Origin of the sequence: Vibrio sp. SBT000027 (assembly GCF_963894355.1) — a bacterium.
Taxonomy (GTDB): Bacteria; Pseudomonadota; Gammaproteobacteria; order Enterobacterales; family Vibrionaceae; genus Vibrio; species Vibrio splendidus.
Window position 1 is genome coordinate 24,216 of record NZ_CAWQGD010000005.1, and the last position, 17,096, is coordinate 41,311.

Annotated in this window: 17 protein-coding genes; 12 read left to right on the forward strand and 5 right to left on the reverse strand. The window is 45.0% G+C overall.

The window, feature by feature from the left end; genetic code table 11:
• Positions 1-178 precede the first annotated feature (178 nt).
• A complete protein-coding gene (locus AACU28_RS24280; RefSeq protein ID WP_121603704.1) occupies positions 179-2,659 on the forward strand; it encodes a bifunctional diguanylate cyclase/phosphodiesterase in 2,481 nt (826 codons plus the stop codon).
• A 146-nt stretch (positions 2,660-2,805) separates the two neighbouring features.
• Here the strand turns inward: AACU28_RS24280 and AACU28_RS24285 are convergent, their stop codons facing one another.
• Positions 2,806-3,402 (reverse strand): tRNA-uridine aminocarboxypropyltransferase, encoded by a 597-nt coding sequence (locus tag AACU28_RS24285; RefSeq protein ID WP_121603705.1) that lies wholly within the window; start codon positions 3,400-3,402, stop codon positions 2,806-2,808.
• A gap of 2 nt (positions 3,403-3,404) precedes the next feature.
• Positions 3,405-4,949, reverse strand: coding sequence for a COG3650 family protein (locus tag AACU28_RS24290; protein WP_121603706.1), 1,545 nt, complete (start codon positions 4,947-4,949; stop codon positions 3,405-3,407).
• A 39-nt stretch (positions 4,950-4,988) separates the two neighbouring features.
• Here AACU28_RS24290 and AACU28_RS24295 point away from each other — a divergent pair, with 39 nt between their 5' ends.
• Positions 4,989-5,456 carry an EVE domain-containing protein gene (locus AACU28_RS24295; protein WP_004736607.1) on the forward strand — a complete coding sequence of 156 codons (468 nt, stop codon included), beginning with the start codon at positions 4,989-4,991 and terminating at the stop codon, positions 5,454-5,456.
• A gap of 87 nt (positions 5,457-5,543) precedes the next feature.
• Here the strand turns inward: AACU28_RS24295 and AACU28_RS24300 are convergent, their stop codons facing one another.
• Positions 5,544-6,371: a Cof-type HAD-IIB family hydrolase gene (locus AACU28_RS24300; protein ID WP_121603707.1), complete on the reverse strand. Its 828-nt coding sequence runs from the start codon at positions 6,369-6,371 to the stop codon at positions 5,544-5,546.
• Between the two features lie 191 nt (positions 6,372-6,562).
• Positions 6,563-7,543, reverse strand: a complete 981-nt coding sequence (locus tag AACU28_RS24305; protein WP_121603708.1) for an alpha/beta fold hydrolase — start codon at positions 7,541-7,543, stop codon at positions 6,563-6,565.
• Positions 7,544-7,624: 81 nt separating this feature from the next.
• On the opposite strand from AACU28_RS24305, the gene rhtB reads away from it, so the two are divergent.
• The 7 genes from rhtB (at position 7,625) to AACU28_RS24340 (ending at position 14,138) form a co-directional block, all read left to right on the forward strand.
• Complete coding sequence (gene rhtB / locus AACU28_RS24310; RefSeq protein ID WP_004736604.1) at positions 7,625-8,242, forward strand: homoserine/homoserine lactone efflux protein; 618 nt, start codon at positions 7,625-7,627, stop codon at positions 8,240-8,242.
• A 43-nt stretch (positions 8,243-8,285) separates the two neighbouring features.
• Entirely contained in the window at positions 8,286-9,506 is a 1,221-nt protein-coding gene (locus AACU28_RS24315; protein WP_054548349.1) for an EAL and HDOD domain-containing protein, read from the forward strand.
• Between the two features lie 99 nt (positions 9,507-9,605).
• A complete protein-coding gene (locus AACU28_RS24320; RefSeq protein WP_121603709.1) occupies positions 9,606-9,947 on the forward strand; it encodes a metalloregulator ArsR/SmtB family transcription factor in 342 nt (113 codons plus the stop codon).
• A 40-nt stretch (positions 9,948-9,987) separates the two neighbouring features.
• A complete protein-coding gene (locus AACU28_RS24325) occupies positions 9,988-10,989 on the forward strand; it encodes an ArsJ-associated glyceraldehyde-3-phosphate dehydrogenase (RefSeq protein ID WP_108181026.1) in 1,002 nt (333 codons plus the stop codon).
• A 156-nt stretch (positions 10,990-11,145) separates the two neighbouring features.
• Complete coding sequence (locus AACU28_RS24330) at positions 11,146-11,637, forward strand: cyclin-dependent kinase inhibitor 3 family protein (protein ID WP_121603710.1); 492 nt, start codon at positions 11,146-11,148, stop codon at positions 11,635-11,637.
• Between the two features lie 97 nt (positions 11,638-11,734).
• A complete protein-coding gene (gene arsJ / locus AACU28_RS24335) occupies positions 11,735-12,955 on the forward strand; it encodes an organoarsenical effux MFS transporter ArsJ (protein ID WP_065682858.1) in 1,221 nt (406 codons plus the stop codon).
• A 169-nt stretch (positions 12,956-13,124) separates the two neighbouring features.
• Positions 13,125-14,138, forward strand: coding sequence for an acyltransferase (locus tag AACU28_RS24340; RefSeq protein WP_102502508.1), 1,014 nt, complete (start codon positions 13,125-13,127; stop codon positions 14,136-14,138).
• A 59-nt stretch (positions 14,139-14,197) separates the two neighbouring features.
• On the opposite strand, the gene AACU28_RS24345 is transcribed toward AACU28_RS24340, so the two are convergent.
• Positions 14,198-14,527, reverse strand: coding sequence for a DUF2500 domain-containing protein (locus AACU28_RS24345; RefSeq protein WP_004736596.1), 330 nt, complete (start codon positions 14,525-14,527; stop codon positions 14,198-14,200).
• Between the two features lie 244 nt (positions 14,528-14,771).
• On the opposite strand from AACU28_RS24345, the gene AACU28_RS24350 reads away from it, so the two are divergent.
• The 3 genes from AACU28_RS24350 (at position 14,772) to AACU28_RS24360 (ending at position 17,021) form a co-directional block, all read left to right on the forward strand.
• On the forward strand, positions 14,772-15,146 hold the full coding sequence (locus AACU28_RS24350; protein ID WP_004736595.1) for a hypothetical protein: 375 nt from the start codon (positions 14,772-14,774) through the stop codon (positions 15,144-15,146).
• Positions 15,147-16,073: 927 nt separating this feature from the next.
• Positions 16,074-16,694, forward strand: a complete 621-nt coding sequence (locus AACU28_RS24355) for a lysoplasmalogenase (RefSeq protein WP_121603712.1) — start codon at positions 16,074-16,076, stop codon at positions 16,692-16,694.
• Positions 16,695-16,784: 90 nt separating this feature from the next.
• The gene (locus AACU28_RS24360; protein ID WP_017084862.1) at positions 16,785-17,021 is read left to right on the forward strand and encodes a YecH family metal-binding protein; all 237 of its coding nucleotides are present in this window, start codon (positions 16,785-16,787) and stop codon (positions 17,019-17,021) included.
• Positions 17,022-17,096: the final 75 nt, after the last annotated feature.

Consider the following 17,096-nt stretch of genomic DNA (forward strand, 5'->3'; position numbering starts at 1 on the left):
CGTATCCTATTGTGACTTGCTTTAAAAATTGTTCTGCCACTATTGGTGACTGTTTTGGGTGGAATCAATGATGTCTAACTAACGTCACAATATTTATAAGACGATCGTAAGTATTCCGTGCAAGCCTTATCTATAATAAGCACAATAACCAATCATTAACGTAACGATTAATGTGAATATGCAATCGACCTCTCTCCTGATACAAGACATAGAACAAACCCAGCGTGAATTGCAAAAGATAGATTTTCATCAACATGAAGACCTACTGATTCAGGTGTTTTCTTCTTTCGAGAAAGGTTCGGTTTTGGCTGCCTGCCAAGTGATTCAAGCGACTTTCCCTAATGCTAGGCTGATTGGCTGTAGTGCAAACCACTACATCAGCCAAGGCGTCATCCTGCATCAAGGTCTCTATCTTATTGTCACTCGCTTCGATGCGACCTCTTACACTTGTGGCGTTGTCGAATACAGCAAGCAACCACTATTAGATAGTCAATCGATGTGGCAGCAGCTTGAGTGCAATACCAATACTCAAAGTATCATCTGTTTCGCCGACCGTTTGCAGATAAACAACCGCGACTTATTTTCAGCGTTTGAACAATCCAGATATTCATTGCCTATTTGTGGCGGTGCATCGACCATCACAGATAATGGGCGATGGGTAATGCTAGATGGCACTTGCTATGAGAATGCCTATGTGATGTTGGCGTTGCACAGCGTTGAGCTCGCAACTACCAAGGGTTATTACACCGAGTGGAACCCTATTGGCCGCACCTTCCGTGTCACTGGTGCTCAAGATAACCGGTTAGCTGAATTGGATGGTATGCCTGTTCGCGATCTTTATAATCGCTACCTTGCTGATGGCCTCGAAGTACCTTTCGAGCAACTGCATAATTTCCCCTTGATGGTCGGTGACCCGAAAGAGCAAAACATTCACTTGCCACTCAAGGTGAGAGATTGTGGAGAGATAGAATTTAGTGGTCATTTTCAGATTGGTGATGAGGTCAGGTTTTGTTACGACCATCCTTCACTGACCTTGGAGCAGATCCGACTCGGTGTTCAACAGATTGCCTCTCATAAACCGGAGCAGTTTTTTATCTACAACTGCACCTCTCGCATCGATTTTATTGATGGTAACCAAGAAGTAGAGGTCTTCCAGAAACTCGCAGACACCTATGGTGTGTACTGCATGGGAGAACTCTATCAAGAGCGTGGCCAACAACGAATCCTGCATCATAGCCTCACGTATCTCGCGCTTAGAGAAGGTGAAGGCAAGGCTGTACAGCCATTAGAGACACAACCCGCGACCAATATATCGCCTCTGTTTTCATTGATTAGAAATGCACTGCTTGATGTTGATGACATGAACAACAGCATGGCGAGTAAGATTCAGCAACAAGCGACCGCATTAACGGCGAGCTACCGAATTGATCGTCGCACTGGGTTACCCAATAGGAGCGTACTGCGTGAGAAGCTGTCACAAATGAGCTCTGACAGTCATTTGTTGGCTTTGAAGGTCACCACATTTGGTCAAATCAATGAGAAGTATGGTTATCGAGTAGGTGACAAACTTCTGCATGATCTGAGTGATTACTTTCAGAAAGCGCTGTGGCAGTTTTTTGATGAGGGTTGCCAGCTGTACAGTATTGGTATTGGTGAGTGGGCGGTGGTGTTTAATAGTTGGGCCAGCCAAGAACACATTCATCAGCGTTTCTCTGAATTTTCAGACCAAACCGAGCATGTCAATTTTGAGCCGATGGGGCTACCCGATATCGATTATCTTTCGGTTTCAATTTGTGCGGGTGTTGCGAGTCGTCGAGATTTTCCTGCGACCTCGATTGATGACTTGTTACTGAAAGCGATTGAAGCTCGACGCAGTGCGGTGAGCCAGAATAAACATCTGGTGAGTGCCAAGACGTTAATTCAACTGGAGAAGCATCGCCAAGAGCAACTCGGCTGGCTATCGTGTGTGAGCCGCGCAGTGCTCAATCAAAATATTGTTGCGTGCTCTCAACCTATTGTATCGGCGCATAGCCATCAGGTAGAAAGCTATGAGTGCTTAGTTCGAATTGAAGAGGATGGTCAGTTGATTGCGCCGGGTAAGTTCTTGCCAATCATTGAGGGAACTCATCTCTATACGCGTTTAAGTCGCCAGATGATAACGCGCACCTTTGATTTTATGAGCCAGAGAACCGATTCGTTCTCAATTAACTTGGCGCCACAAGATTTCAGCAATGAGAAAACCATTCTTCACCTTGAGCAAGCCATCAAAAAAATCAGTCACCCACAGCGTATTGGCTTAGAGGTGTTAGAAACGGAACAAATTCAGGATTACGGTCGCTTGATCGAGGTGTGTAATCACTTCCGAGATCTTGGTGTGAATATTATTGTCGATGACTTTGGTTCAGGCTATTCGAACATTGATGAGATCTTGAAACTGGAACCACAAGTGATAAAGCTTGATGGCAGTTTAATTCGCAATATCGATAAGGATAAAAAGCAACGCAAAATAGCCCAACAGCTGGTGAGCTTATGTCAGATTCTGAATGCTAAGACGGTGGCGGAGTTCGTACATAATGAACAGGTGTGTCGAATCGCAGAGGATATGGGTGTCGATTACCTGCAAGGGTATTACTTTGGTCAACCTCAGCGTTTGTTTTGATGGAGCGAGAGTTTCACGTGAAACACTGGTTGGTTCAATAACGAAAGTACAATGTAAAAAGGGTGAGCTTATGGCTCACCCTTTTTGTTTTTAGTATCTGTCCCGCCCTGAAATGTGCTTATTGCCTTCTCGCGCGCCTGCTTGATCTATTTGAGAGCGTGGCCACATTTGTCGGCGTGGAATACTTTTAGATACTGTTGGTAGTAGTCATCAATGAGCTTGGCAGGTTCGCTTTCACCTAAAGATTTGAGTAACTCAATACCCACTTCGCAAGTACACAGATGACCACTGTCTTGATTGCGGCGCAAGGTGTAAGAGGATTCGCTAGTAATGTCGAGGTGAACTTGTGGGACAGCTTGTAACCACGAGCTCTTGTTAAGCATCTTCTTCGCTTCTTGCCATGTGCCATCCAAGATGATGAATAGTGGCTTACGATTCTGGGCTTGGGTCATTACAGCTTGCTGGCACTCGATACTTTGATCACTCGGGAATAAAAGAAACGGTTGTCGTGTTTCATCTTCAAGCAGTGCCACTAGCTCAGCTGGTGGTGTTTTCCTTTGCCATATCAAGGACTGACACTGCTCAAGGGATTGCTGAAGCAACTTTCCGGTGTTGGTGTCTCGCGACAGTTCATTCTCATGAGTCAGTAGTACAAGTTCGGTTTGGCTTTCAACCGTCGGTATTAGATGACAAACGCACTGGTGAGTGAAGCCACAACCATGGCAAGCTTGTTGGTTACTCATCTTTACAGCTTAACTCCACTTTGTGCAGGTGATACACCATCAGCAAACAAAACCACATCGCTGATGTCAGCATCATCTGCAATTTGAGCAACACTTGGGTTGAGTGGGTAGCTCACACCAGAGTATGACAGTGTGTGTTTTGCAGGTGTTGCACCGCCGCCACTGACATTGAAGATCAGATCTTGCCAGCCGTGGTTTTGCGATTTACCTAAGCGTATGTCGCCCTTAACCAGTGTCACTCGGCTATTGAAGCGCCAGTTATCTTGATGATTTTCAAAAATAAGCAGTGTACAGCCACCAGAGCCACACCAATCGAGCTGGGCAAACAGTTCTTCTTTACCATCGCCATTTAAGTCGTAGGTTAACCAGCGGTACTTAGTATTGTCTGGTGAGGTGTTATTGATCTTAAAGTATTCGCGGATCGCTTGGTCGACTTTTTGATCAAGTTGATCGCTGGAGTTCACCTGCTTTGCGGTTAGATCAACGTTAGCGGTGGTGTTTACTTGCGCTTGTGCATTCTTAGCTTCGAATAGCACCAGACCGCCATTGGCAATCGGATAGACAACGTTGCCCACTTTCTCTTTTTCAGCGACCAGCTTGCCGTTATCGAGCGTGAAGATGCGCTCAGAGATCAAATACTGTTGCTGGTGGCGAGTCATAACCACTTGTACCTGATTTTGGTTCAGTTGCTGCCAGAAGCCTTGTTCAACAATAGAAGGGTCTCCATTGCTGTACGAGTATGTCGTAATAGCGCTGTGGTCATCGTTGAGCTCAAGGTTGATAAAGAACCCAGTGTTCTGCGTTGAGCTAGCGAAGTAGAGTCCGCTCCAGTCCAATGTTGGATCTTGGTTAGAGACCGTTGCACAGCCATTATAGTTACTGTCATTGAGGTTAAGCTTGGCATGCCATCCATAGATAGAATCGCTCATGCCGTCGCTGCAACTCTCTTTTGTAAGGTTGAGTTTGCCTTGCGCTGCTTTACCTTCTAATTGGTAATCACGACTGCTTGGTGTGGTGCGGCTTGATTCAATATCGAGGATCTGTGGCTGTTCGCCCATCTTAGTGTATTTGAGCTGGTCTTTATCGAAGCTTGCTGACCAGAAAGGTTCATTGCCGAATACACGTGTTGAACGCAGGGGTTGGTCACAACGATCAGGGTTTTCTGCGGTGAGGATATTCACTTGATCAACCACGAAACGTGCAGTGAAATCTGCGTTATACCCTGTTTGGCTCGGTACGGTTAGGTGGCCAATCAGCTCGCCGTATAAGGCTTGGTAAGGTCTCGTTGAGAGCCCTTGCGCTTCTAATGCGAGTTCTGGCGTTAAATCTAACCAGTATTGTTGTTGGCTACCGCAAGGGGTGAAGGTTCGGCTTTCGTGGCCAACCACAACCTGACCACGCATGATGAAGGTTTGCGGTTGAATGCTCAGTGGCTCATCCAAGGTTGCTGGTGGTAGTTCTGGCTTTTGGGGGGCATCTGGCGCTGTGACACAGCCTTGTAGAGCGAATGCGACTAGCCATGTCACTGGGTTTTTCATTACCTTCATGTTATATCTTCCTCGGAGCAACCGTTAATTGGATTTATTATGGCATATTGGTTATTTAAAACAGAACCTGACACCTTCTCTATTCAGACTCTGAGAGTACAAAAAACCTCTTGTTGGGAGGGTGTACGTAACTATCAGGCTCGAAACATGATGCGCGATGACGTTAAGCTTGGAGACCTGGTGATGATATATCATTCATCATGTAAGAAAGTTGGCGTAGCGGGGATCGCTAAAGTAACCAAAGAAGCCTACCCAGACCATTTTCAATTCGATCCAGAAAGTGATTACTACGATGCCAAGTCTTCGCAAGACAACCCGCGCTGGATAATGGTGGATGTCGAGTTTGTGCGAGTGACTGAGCGCTTAATTCCTTTGGCAACGCTTAAAGCGATGCCTGAGCTAGCAGAAATGCCGTTGGTTAAACGGGGCAATCGCTTATCGATCATGCCGGTTACAGAGCAAGAGTGGCAGGCGATCTTAAGCAAAGAAGTGCTAGGTTCTCGTTAGCGTTAGAGAGAGCTTTTTACGTAAGGTTCAAAAAAGGCAGCCATTGGCTGCCTTTTTATTTATTCAGATCTCTTCGACGAGAAGAGGTTAGAGCAAGTGCTTTTCTAGGTAGTGAGCAACGGAGTCGTCTGCGCTGCTGCCAATCACTTCATTGTCTGGCAAAGCTTTAAATACTTTCTCATGCGATGTACCCATCACTAAGCCTTTGCCTGCCATAGCCAGCATCTCGGCATCGTTCATTCCGTCACCAAAGGCAATACAGTTATCCAGTGTCAGGTTCAGTGACTTCGCAACAGCGTCTAAGGCATGGCCTTTAGAGACTTCAGCGGCCATCACTTCCAGACACCAAGGTGTAGAGAAGGCGATGTTCAGTTTGTCGCCAAAAGCATCTCTTAGCTTTTGTTCAAACGTGACGAGATATTCGTGGTCTTGTTCTGGATGTGTGAAGAAGACTTTCGCGATGCCTTTGCTTGGTGCATTTTCTGCTTCAAAGCGCTTGTAGCTAAAGCCAGACTCACTGTGGAATTTTGCCAGCATTTCGTCTTCACGGTCCAGTAGCCAATCTTCATTCTGGTACATGTGAATAAAGAGGTTTGGATCTTGGCGAACAATATCGATAACAGGTTGAACGAGTTCCTGAGGCACGTTCTGGCTATACATCAGTTGATCGTTCTGGTCATGCACGCGTGCACCGTTTGAAGTGATCATGTACGCCGGAATACCTGCGATCTGACGAATACCCGCCACATCGACGTGGTGACGACCCGTAGCGAAGATAAAGGTATAACCTTGGTCGTGTAATTTCTTAAGTGTTAGCTTGGTAAAGTCGCTTAGCTGATGGTTGGGAGCCAAAAGCGTACCATCTAAATCAGAAGCAACAATTTTCACGGAATCTTTTAGTGCAGGAATACTCATTTAACCCTCATTGCAAAAATGCTTAACCAATATCGACGCTAGCCAACGCTAGAATCGTTTTAACTACAATATCTCTAGGTAGAAATTGTATGCCAATTTCATGCAAGAAAAGAGGGCAAAGCTCACTTACTTCTCTTCCTCTTTAGCGCTTATGTTCTTGGTCGGTTACTCAGCTTATTAGTTTATTCGCTCTAGGCAAAAAACTGATTGATAGCATTCAGTGTTTGATTGCGATATTCGTCTTTCTCAAACAACACCTCATGCTTAGACCCTTCAATGGCCTTAAACTGGCAGGCTGAGTTGGTTTTCTTCAGTTTATTGATGAACTTCACTTGAGCGCTGTTGCTGACAATCTTCTCCTCCCCAGCTTGAATCAATAGCAGTGGGATCTTGATTTGACGAGTTTGTTGTATCGCCTGCTTGGCTGCCATTAACCCTTGCCATACCCAGCGAGTGCTTGGTCCGCCAACCTGCAAAGAAGGGGAGCCGTCATACAAGCAACGGAACCAGTGATAGCGTACTTTGCTGTGGCTGAGTAAGTTATTTTCGAAGGGCTTAGAGTAGTACGCTTGCTGCCCCGGGGCATAAGTCGGCTTAGCATAGAAAGCGGTGAGTACTTGTCCAACAACCATCGCGATGGGCTTGAAGTACCATTCAGTCTTAATCCCAAACATCGGAGCGCACAGAGTAACTTTGTCAAACGGGTGATCGGGATGAGTTTGTAGATAGCGAGTGGCTATGGTGCTGCCCATTGAGTGTGCCAGTAGGTAGCGATTGGCGTATCGGCTTAGGTCAAAACTGGCAATGACGTCAGACATGTCTGAGGCGTAATCATCAAACTCATGAATGTGACCAATGTCAGAGTCTGTTACCATACGTTCCGACTGGCCTTGACCTTGGTGGTCAAATGAATAAACGTCATAGCCTTGCTGATAAAAATCATAAAAGAGTTCTTGGTATTTCAAGCAACATTCAATGCGGCCATTTGAAATAACAATGGCTTTGGTGTGCGTTGGTGAGGTTAGGCTACACCAGTACAGCTTCTTTTTACCTGATGATGTGACATACCCATCTTTACGATGTTGCCAAAGGGCAGGGATCGGGTGTTTAATCGCTTGCTCGAACTCAGGTTCTTGCGTGTACGAAAATGGGGCGGCACTGTGGTTTTCCATGGGAAATTACCTGAACTGATGCATGTGAGAGCTTTATCGCTACTAATGTTGTTAGATTAAAGAACTAGTAAGGAAATGCAAATGGATACTCATGTTTGGCTTGCTTATGTCGTCACGGCGATATTGTTTAGTTTGGCTCCGGGCTCAGGTACCGTTAACTCAATCAGTAATGGGCTAAGTTATGGCACCAAGAAGTCACTTGCGTCGATCGCCGGCTTACAGCTCGGTCTTGCATTCCACATCATGCTGGTGGGTGCAGGTATTGGTGCACTGGTGGCTCAATCTGCGTTGGCGTTCACCATCATCAAATGGGTAGGCGTGGTTTACCTTGTTTGGTTGGGTATTCAAAAATGGCGTGATAATTCTAGCTTGGTGGCTTCAGAAGAAAGCTCAACGCTATCGAGTGGTAAGCTGCTTAGAAATGCCGTGCTTATCAATCTAACTAACCCAAAATCTATCGTGTTTTTGGTGGCTTTGTTTCCTCAATTTATCGATCCTACACAACCGCAAGCACCGCAGTTATTAGTGCTAGGAGTTACAACAGTATTCATTGATAGTGTTGTTATGTTGGGTTACACCTCATTAGCTTCACAAATGGGACGTTTTATTCGTTCTGATCGTATAATGAGTAAGATAAATAAAATATTTGGTGGTATGTTCATGGGTTGCGGTGCCTTGCTTGCTGCCGCTAAAGCTTAGTAAAGCAATACAGTTATAGATAAATCAATAGAGTTATAGATAAATGACCGCTACCTACGTTGCTCGACAACCTATCTTAAACCGTAACAAGAACACGCTTGGTTATGAGCTGTTGTTTCGCGACGGAGAAAGGAATGCCTACCCAGCGCATATTGAGTCTAATCGAGCAACGTATCGTCTGATTGTTGAGAACTTCTTATCGGTTGGGCATAACCCTTCGATTCCATCTTCGCGCTGTTTTATTAATTTCCCTCATCAAAGCTTGATTCGTCGGCTTCCCTTAGGCTTGCCGAAAGACAAGGTGGTGGTCGAGATTCTTGAAACCTGCCAACCGACGGATGAGCTGTTAGAAGCGGTCAAAGAGCTCTATCAAGCGGGGTACATGATTGCCCTAGATGATTTTACCTCTACGCCAGAATGGGAACGATTCCTTAAATACACGCATATTGTTAAGCTCGATATCATGCAAATGGGCTTGAATGAAGCGTGTGATTTGGTAAGAGCTCATCAAGGGAAGAAGTTTAGCTTTCTGGCTGAACGAGTCGAAACTGAGCAAGAGTTTAAGCAAGCGAAAGAGGCGGGTTTTAAGTTCTTCCAAGGGTACTTCTTCAGCAAACCTGAAATCATCAAGACCAAGTACATTAGCCCTGAGCAAGTAATTGCGATGGAGCTGTTCCAAGAAGTGTGTAAGCCGGAAGTCAACTTTCAACGTGTCGAAAGCATCGTCGCGAAAGATGTTGCCTTGTCGTATAAGTTACTGCGTTTTGTGAATACCATGTCACCTCGTCTTGAGGTCACCATCTCTTCGTTCCGCCAGGCTTTGGTTTATCTGGGGCAAGAGAAGCTGAAAATGTTTGTCTCGTTGGCGGTGGCGTCTTATGTCTCTGATAAAAAGCCAAAAGAGCTATATGGTTTATCGCTTCAACGAGCTCAGTTCTGCCAACGTATGTCTCGTTATCAGGCATTTGAAGGGCATGCCGAGCAAGCCTTTATGATTGGTTTGTTCTCGTTGCTTGATGCGCTGCTCGACTTGTCGTTAGAGAATTTAGTTGAGCAACTGCCTTTGTGTAAAAGTATCAAGGTGGCTCTGCTACGTAGAGAAGGGCCATATGGAACCTTGCTGGCCCTTGAAGAGAGCTTTGAACATGCCGATTGGCAGCAGATGGATGAGCACTGTGCTCATTTAGGATTGAGTGTGGAACAGGTTAAAACTGAGCTCACCGAAGCTCGACGCTGGAGTCATAACGTAACCAATCAGCTCTGATTTATCTTCGTTAAACTTTTATGACAATTATAACGCACGCCTTGACGTGCGTTTTTTTATATCTAATATATATGCATATCCATATATGAGTATGTATTTATGCTTCCTCACCAATTTTTTAAATTACTGTCCGATGAAACGCGAGTGCGTTGCTTAATGTTGATAGTTCGCAATGAGTGCTTATCGGTTGGTGAGTTGACTCAGGCATTGCAAGAAAGTCAGCCAAAGGTTTCACGCCATCTTGCGCAGTTGCGTTCAAATGGCATTTTGACTGATGTTCGACAAGGGCAGTGGGTATTTTACCGTCTGTCAAAAGATTTACCGGGTTGGATGCTAAAGTTAATTGATGACCTTGTCGCATCGAACTGTTTGAAAACTGAATACCAGCAAGATATTGAGCGCTTAGAGTCGATGAACTCACGCCCAGTATGTTGCGTTTAATTCTTAATTTAAGTTTCACCACTAACTGAGAGAACACACAATGACAGTTAAAGTAGGTATTAATGGTTTTGGTCGTATCGGCCGTCTAGCACTTCGCGCAGCTTTCGATTGGGAAGAGCTAGAGTTTGTTCAAATTAACGATGTGGCTGGCGACACAACAACATTGGCTCACCTTCTTGAGTTTGATTCGGTTCAAGGTCGTTGGAATCACGAAGTGGCTGTTGAAGGCGATGAGATGATCATCAACGGTCAACGCATCAAAACCACAAAAGAGCGCGACATTGATGCGATCGATTGGTCTGGTTGTGATGTGGTTATCGAAGCGACAGGTGTTCACCGTAAGACCTCTTTCCTAAACAAATACCTAGAGCAAGGTGTGAAGCGCGTTGTGGTATCGGCTCCTGTGAAAGAAGAAGGCATCGCAAACATTGTTGTCGGTGTGAACGACAATATCTTCGATCCTGCGGTACATAAAATCGTAACGGCAGCGTCTTGTACAACGAACTGTCTCGCGCCAGTGGTTAAGGTGATCAACGAGAAGCTTGGTATCGAGAACGCAGCTTTCACCACTATTCATGATCTAACTAACACGCAAACGATTCTTGATGCGCCCCATAAGGACTTACGCCGTGCACGAGCATGTGGTATGAGCCTTATCCCAACAACAACGGGCAGCGCTAAGGCGATTGTTGAGATCTTCCCAGAGCTTGAAAACCGTATCAACGGCCACGCGGTTCGTGTACCACTAGCGAATGCTTCTCTGACAGACATCATCTTCGAAGTGAAGCAAGACACCACAGCAGAAGAAGTCAACGCGATGCTGAAAGAAGCGTCTGAGAATGAACTGAAAGGCATTCTTGGCTTTGAAGAGCGTCCACTGGTTTCTATCGATTACAAAGGTGACCAACGCTCAACCATCGTGGATGCACTATCAACGATGTTGGTCGGTAAGCGCATGGTTAAGATCTACGCTTGGTATGACAACGAGATGGGCTACGCAACACGTACTGCTGAGCTGGTTCGCACAGTCGGTTTAGCATAATACTCTTCATACTTGAAGCTGCAGCGTTGTTAACTGCGTAAGTTCACCCTAATCACATAGACCCACTATGCTCATAGGGCTGAACTTACTTGTTGCCTACCTGCAACTCCAATTATTTTGAGTATTGGTTCTATAAGAATTTCAAGAGATTACACAATGACACATCCAACATGGCAACTAGACCTAGAGCAAGGTGCGTTAGTGCTTACTCCGTGTCCAGGTACTAAAGACGCTGACCTAGATGCATCATTAACGCAACTGAAAGCACAAGGCGTTGAAGCTATCGTGACAGCACTTGATGATCATGAGCTTGCAAGTAAAGACGTGGCGGCACTTGGTGAAAAAACACGAGCGCTAGGCATGCAATGGTTCCAGATCGAAATCGAAGATGACTGTGCACCGGGTGCTGATTTTGCTGCGAAGTGGCAAGCAGCTAGCCCTGAGCTACATAACATCGTCGATAACGGCGGCAAGGTTGCGATGCATTGCATGGGCGGTTCTGGCCGCACGGGCTTACTAGCTGCACACCTATTGCTAGAAAAGAACTGGGACATGAGCAAGATTGTTCAAGAGGTGCAGGCACTGCGTCCGGGCGCATTTACTAAGCCCATTCAGGTTGAATACATTAATGGCGTAGCGAACAGCTAATAAGCCATTGTTGTTATACAGGGAGCTTTTGGTATCTGGAGTGTTGAACTTATCATGATCCAAAAGCTCTTTTTGTTTAGATTGCAGAGATAGCGTTATGTTTTCAAATCTAAGTAAGAGCGTTCGCCAATATATGTTGGTGACTTTCAACTACTGGAACTTCACCATTACTGATGGTGCACTTCGTATGCTGGTGGTTCTGTATTTTTACGACCTTGGCTACAGTTCACTAGAAATCGCCTCACTGTTCCTTTTCTATGAATTCTTTGGTGTGGTGACCAACCTAATCGGTGGCTGGTTAGGGGCGCGTCTTGGCCTCAACAAGACCATGAACATCGGGTTAGGGATGCAAGTCGTCGCCTTGGGTATGCTCGCGGTGCCATCAGCCATGTTGACCATTCCTTGGGTAATGGCGGCGCAGGCTTTGTCTGGTATTGCTAAAGACCTCAATAAGATGAGTGCCAAGAGCTCGATTAAGACTCTGGTTCCTGATGAACAACAGGGCGCACTTTATAAGTGGATTGCGATTCTGACCGGATCTAAGAATGCGCTTAAAGGGGCAGGGTTCTTTATTGGTGGTTTGCTGCTTTCAACAATTGGTTTCCAATATGCAGTGCTTGCGATGGCTGCTGTACTGACATTAGTGTTCATCGGCAGCTTGGTGAGCTTAGAAGCGGACATGGGTAAAGCGAAAACCAAACCTAAATTCAAACAGATCTTCTCTAAGTCTGAATCCATCAACATCCTATCTGCTGCGCGTATGTTCCTGTTTGGTGCTCGTGATGTGTGGTTTGTGATTGCTTTGCCGATTTACCTAGGCAGCGTGTTTGGATGGGATCACTCATGGGTGGGTGGCTTCTTAGCGGTTTGGACCATCGCATATGGCTTTGTGCAGGGCATTGCACCTAAGATTACTGGTAAAGCACAAGGCAAGGTGCCTGATGGACATGCAGCGCTATTATGGGCGGGGGCGTTGGCTATCGTGACTGCAGGTATTGCCTATGCGGTGCAAATTGGCTGGCAACCCGAGTTCGTTATTATCGGTGGCTTGATGGTGTTTGGTGCCATCTTTGCGGTGAATTCATCGCTGCACTCATACCTTATTGTGAGTTATGCGAAAGGCGATGGCGTTTCTCTTGATGTCGGTTTCTATTACATGGCAAATGCAATGGGCCGTTTGATTGGCACTATCTTGTCAGGGTTGGTATTCCAAATGGCCGGTTTGTCTGCGTGTCTGTGGGTATCTTTTGCGTTCTTAGCGATAACGACGGTGATCTCTCTGCGTTTACCTAAAGTGCCGCAAATCTCAGCGGCATAAGCTTCAACCGCATGAGCCTCATTTGTAAGAGTGAAAGTCGCATAAGCTTAAGCCGCACGAGCTAAATTCGCGATAAGCCTCTCCTTTAACAGTAAGCTGACTTGGTATTTATTCCGGTCAGCTTTTTTATTGCTATAGTAGAATGATTGAATATTAATCAGGCATTTACATGAAGCAGCGAATTCTCTTTTTTGATTTAGCACGATGTGTCGCGGCCATAGCAGTTATCGCGATTCATGTTTTGGCGCCTTATCGGAATGAATTAGGCACCATTCCTTTCGGTGAGTGGCTGACCGCCATTACGGTGAACGGTTTCAGTCGTTGGGCGGTGCCGGTGTTCATCTTGATTACTGGTGCTCTGATGCTGAGTGATCAGCGCCCGTTTGACGCTAAGTACTACCTCAAGCGTCGTCTGGGTAAGGTGCTGATCCCTTTCATTGTCTGGTCGCTGTTCTATACCTACCTATCGGGTTGGTCTGCGATGGGCTTTGATGCTGACGTTAGTTGGGATGTGCTACTCAATAGCTATCATCACTATACCTACTATCACCTTGGCTTCTTTTATTACTTTATCCCACTCTACTTTGTGATTCCTTTTTTACAGATCATGGTCAGAAAGTACGGTGATAGATCGGTCTATGCCTTTACGGCGGTATGGTTGTTCACTACGTTATTGTTCTTATTGAAAATCGATGGCCCTTGGAGCCACGAATTGTGGTTGTACACCGGGTACTTACCATTGGGTTACTTGCTGTATAAGATTGTGCCACTTAACAAGATGACCGTCGGCGTGAGTGTGTTACTTGGTGGGTTAGCGTTACTGACCACGGTTTACATGGTGGTTGATGCAAGCTTGGTAGCAGAAGAGTACACAGTAGGGCGTTGGTTATCTTACAAGACGTTGAATACCGTATTAGCGGCGAGCATGGTGTTCATGGTGTGCCGTTACTATGGTGAAGGTTTGTCTGAGAAGAGCAATCAAGTGGTTGGTTTTATCAGTAAACACAGCTTAGGTATTTATCTGCTGCACCCGATTTTCTTGTGGCCAATGAAAGAGTTCGGTTGGTACCAAGGACACCCTGCTTGGGTTATTCCATTATGGATCGTGATCAGCGGAGCTGGCGCGTTATGGATGAGCTGGTTGGTCTCTAAGTCAGAGAGAACGCGTTGGTTATTGCCTTAGCGGTGGGTGCTAAGGCTTTCTGATGGATTGCTTAGAAGAGAAAGTTGAGGCGGCTAGGGTTAGCGCTTCAACGCAAAGTGTAAGAACTTATCGCCTTGGTAGGTTAAGGTTCCTTTGTCGCCAGGGTTAAGGGCGTGGAAGTAGTGGATGCCGACTTGGAATTCTCGTTTTGGACCAACGACACCACGTTGAACGTAAATCCAGTACTCTTGATCTTCTTGGCCAGGTTCTGCGTCAGGAAGGTCGATGGATTGTTTGTCTAACACCGTGACATTCACTTTCTTTTCTGGCGCATTTTCACCTTGCGAGTGTTTTCGATAGAAACCAATAAATACCCAAGCCGCTAGACCAGCAAGTGCAAAGATGGCAAAAAAGAGTGAATTAGGCATATAACCTCCATGTAGTCGTGATGGTTATTCTAGTCTTTCAAGCAATAGGGATATGTGTTTAAAGCTGTTATTCGTGAACTGTTGTAAGCCAAGCTGATTATTTTTCGGCAGACATCACATTTAGTGGCTTGTTTGGGATAAAGCATTGTTATTTATTGTCTCTTTCTCACGTAAATATCAGTAAATTTGTATAAAAATAAGGGAATGCTCGACTAGAATTATAGTGTGGAGTGGGAGGGCCAAGATGACCGATATTGAAAAAGTGGTGACAAGAACTCGCAATATAGAGAAGTTATTGAGGCTTCAATATCATGCCGAAGGCGAAGGATTGCATGAGCTTGTAACAAGCTGTGAAGAAAGGCTACCGCACGATATGGTGAGCAAGCTGCGTTATATCGCAACGTGTCGTAATAAGGTAGTCAATGAACATGAGGCTAAGTTGGAAGACCAACATAAGTTCATCATGATGTGTAACGACTGTGAGAAGGAGCTGACTCCACGTAGTGGTCGTTTTATCTGGCGAGTTGCGATCTTACTGATGATGGCAATGACTTTAGCAGCTGCGGGTTTCTATTATGCGAACTGGGATGTACTAACACTGCATCTGTTTTCGAAGTGAAAAAATTGAACAAAAAAAGGGACGCTCATGGCGTCCCTTTTTTTATTTGTAACTTGCTTAGTACATCATCGGTAGTGTCATTAGACCTACAACTACCGCGATCATTACAAGTCCTTGTCTTTGCGAAGATGAAATCATAACACTACTCCTAAATTTGGTTGTCTCTCGCTATGTTTTAAAGAATAGCACTACTTATAGGTTTAGATCAAGAATTACTTTCGAAAGCTTTAAAAGTAGTAGAAAACTATTGGTTTTTTGCTTGTTTGGGTGTGTTTAACTGTGTTTTTTGGTGTGTTCTTATTTTATACGTTGTGCTTCATGTTTATACCTTTTTGATTTAAGTTGTTGTTTTGTAATGGTCATTTTGTGTAATTTATATTGTTAAAGGTTGTTAAACTGTATTAATAGGGGTTGGTGGTTTCTGGCTTTGATTTTGTTCTGTTTTTTATTTTTCGGGTTGTTTTTTGTGGGGGTTTTTACAGAGGACTTGAAAAAACCTGACAAAGTTGGGTTTTAAGAAAGCAAGCCACTTACTTTATAAGTCTAGAGTGATGTGGTGTTTTCATTTCCCTGTTAACTCTGAATTTGTTTGTTTAAGTTGTTGTTATAATTAACCTTAAATACGGTTCTTTTTAAATTTAAAGCGTGGTATTTGATGATATATGGGGGTTTTATAAGGAGTCTGTAGGTTAGAAGTGACTAAAATTCAAGTCTGGACGCTCTAATGCCAATTTAAATAAGTTTGTCGATGAATCACTCTAGTTTTAAAAGAATAGCCATAGTCATCATGGTAATTGTGACGACTTCAATCTAAAGAGGCTCTTTTTAGTGGAAGCGTAATCAAGATCCAATTTTGAGGGGCTGAGGCTTTACATCAACACTCGTGTGCCTAGACTGGCGACGATTTAAAGCAATGGGGCAAATGGTATGTGGAGTTGGTTGGCGGTTTCCTTATCTGGTATCGGAGCAATAGCAGGAACGAAACATGGACATATCGGTCAGGCCTTGTCGTATAAGGTATTTACCTTTGTATTATTGGCGACCATTGCTTTAACTCAATCTGTCGTTTCTGACTTTACCTATTGGATAGTCGCTGGGTTGGCGATCTCTGCAATCGCAGATGCCCTTCATACGGTTACTCAAAAGCGTCCTTTGCATTTTGTATGCTTCTTATTGGCTCAGCTCTGTTACAGCAAAGCATTTTGGTTACAACTATCAGGAGAAATGGTCTGGTGGTTGTTCGCGCTTCTATTAGCTGCTTGTGTCGTTGCTTTCTTCTTACTTCTGCCTCGCTTAGACAAACTCGTCTTTCCTGTGGTTATCATGGGTATCGTGCTTATTCAGCTTGCATGGGCTTCTGGTGAGCTCTGGTTGCTTGATCCTCAATTGTCACATGCGGTTGGTTTTGCTGGCTGTAGCGTGTTACTACTTTCGGCTCTGGCGTATGCGCTAAATTTCTATCGTAGCCCAATCAAAGGTGCCTACTTTTGGGTGACGGGCAGTTACTTTCTCGCGCACGCTCTCATTGTTGCTTCCCTTACCATTTAGGGTAGAGCTCGCTTAATTCTGAGCTACATCAAGGCAGCTAAGATGAAAGTAGGTACTCTACGTCTACTTCATTAAACATGAGATAGAGTTATGACTACCGAAATTCATGCACACAACGTTTTAAACCTACTGAGTGAAAAGCCCCTGACTCGTGAAGAGTTGACGCAAGAGCTCGCTCAAACATATGGTGCAGAAACTCGCTTCCATACTTGTAAGCTAAATGGTCTGGATTTGGATGGCCTGCTGAAATTTTTCCTGAAGATGGAAAAGGTCGTGGTTGTTGATGACAAACTTTGCACCAATCGCGAACGTGTGTGTAACCACTAATCTCGAGTAACAACTGGTTTTTTGAGCCTTTTGGCGTTTATAGATAAGAAGAGTGGATGCGACGTTTCGGCTTCA

Excerpts from the sequence above, each read along its gene's own strand:
- AACU28_RS24280 (WP_121603704.1), top strand. The coding sequence starts at position 179 with ATGCAATCGACCTCTCTCCTGATACAAGACATAGAACAAACCCAGCGT.
- AACU28_RS24285 (WP_121603705.1), bottom strand. The coding sequence starts at position 3,402 with ATGAGTAACCAACAAGCTTGCCATGGTTGTGGCTTCACTCACCAGTGC.
- AACU28_RS24290 (WP_121603706.1), bottom strand. The coding sequence starts at position 4,949 with ATGAAGGTAATGAAAAACCCAGTGACATGGCTAGTCGCATTCGCTCTA.
- AACU28_RS24295 (WP_004736607.1), top strand. The coding sequence starts at position 4,989 with ATGGCATATTGGTTATTTAAAACAGAACCTGACACCTTCTCTATTCAG.
- AACU28_RS24300 (WP_121603707.1), bottom strand. The coding sequence starts at position 6,371 with ATGAGTATTCCTGCACTAAAAGATTCCGTGAAAATTGTTGCTTCTGAT.
- AACU28_RS24305 (WP_121603708.1), bottom strand. The coding sequence starts at position 7,543 with ATGGAAAACCACAGTGCCGCCCCATTTTCGTACACGCAAGAACCTGAG.
- rhtB (WP_004736604.1), top strand. The coding sequence starts at position 7,625 with ATGGATACTCATGTTTGGCTTGCTTATGTCGTCACGGCGATATTGTTT.
- AACU28_RS24315 (WP_054548349.1), top strand. The coding sequence starts at position 8,286 with ATGACCGCTACCTACGTTGCTCGACAACCTATCTTAAACCGTAACAAG.
- AACU28_RS24320 (WP_121603709.1), top strand. The coding sequence starts at position 9,606 with ATGCTTCCTCACCAATTTTTTAAATTACTGTCCGATGAAACGCGAGTG.
- AACU28_RS24325 (WP_108181026.1), top strand. The coding sequence starts at position 9,988 with ATGACAGTTAAAGTAGGTATTAATGGTTTTGGTCGTATCGGCCGTCTA.
- AACU28_RS24330 (WP_121603710.1), top strand. The coding sequence starts at position 11,146 with ATGACACATCCAACATGGCAACTAGACCTAGAGCAAGGTGCGTTAGTG.
- arsJ (WP_065682858.1), top strand. The coding sequence starts at position 11,735 with ATGTTTTCAAATCTAAGTAAGAGCGTTCGCCAATATATGTTGGTGACT.
- AACU28_RS24340 (WP_102502508.1), top strand. The coding sequence starts at position 13,125 with ATGAAGCAGCGAATTCTCTTTTTTGATTTAGCACGATGTGTCGCGGCC.
- AACU28_RS24345 (WP_004736596.1), bottom strand. The coding sequence starts at position 14,527 with ATGCCTAATTCACTCTTTTTTGCCATCTTTGCACTTGCTGGTCTAGCG.
- AACU28_RS24350 (WP_004736595.1), top strand. The coding sequence starts at position 14,772 with ATGACCGATATTGAAAAAGTGGTGACAAGAACTCGCAATATAGAGAAG.
- AACU28_RS24355 (WP_121603712.1), top strand. The coding sequence starts at position 16,074 with ATGTGGAGTTGGTTGGCGGTTTCCTTATCTGGTATCGGAGCAATAGCA.
- AACU28_RS24360 (WP_017084862.1), top strand. The coding sequence starts at position 16,785 with ATGACTACCGAAATTCATGCACACAACGTTTTAAACCTACTGAGTGAA.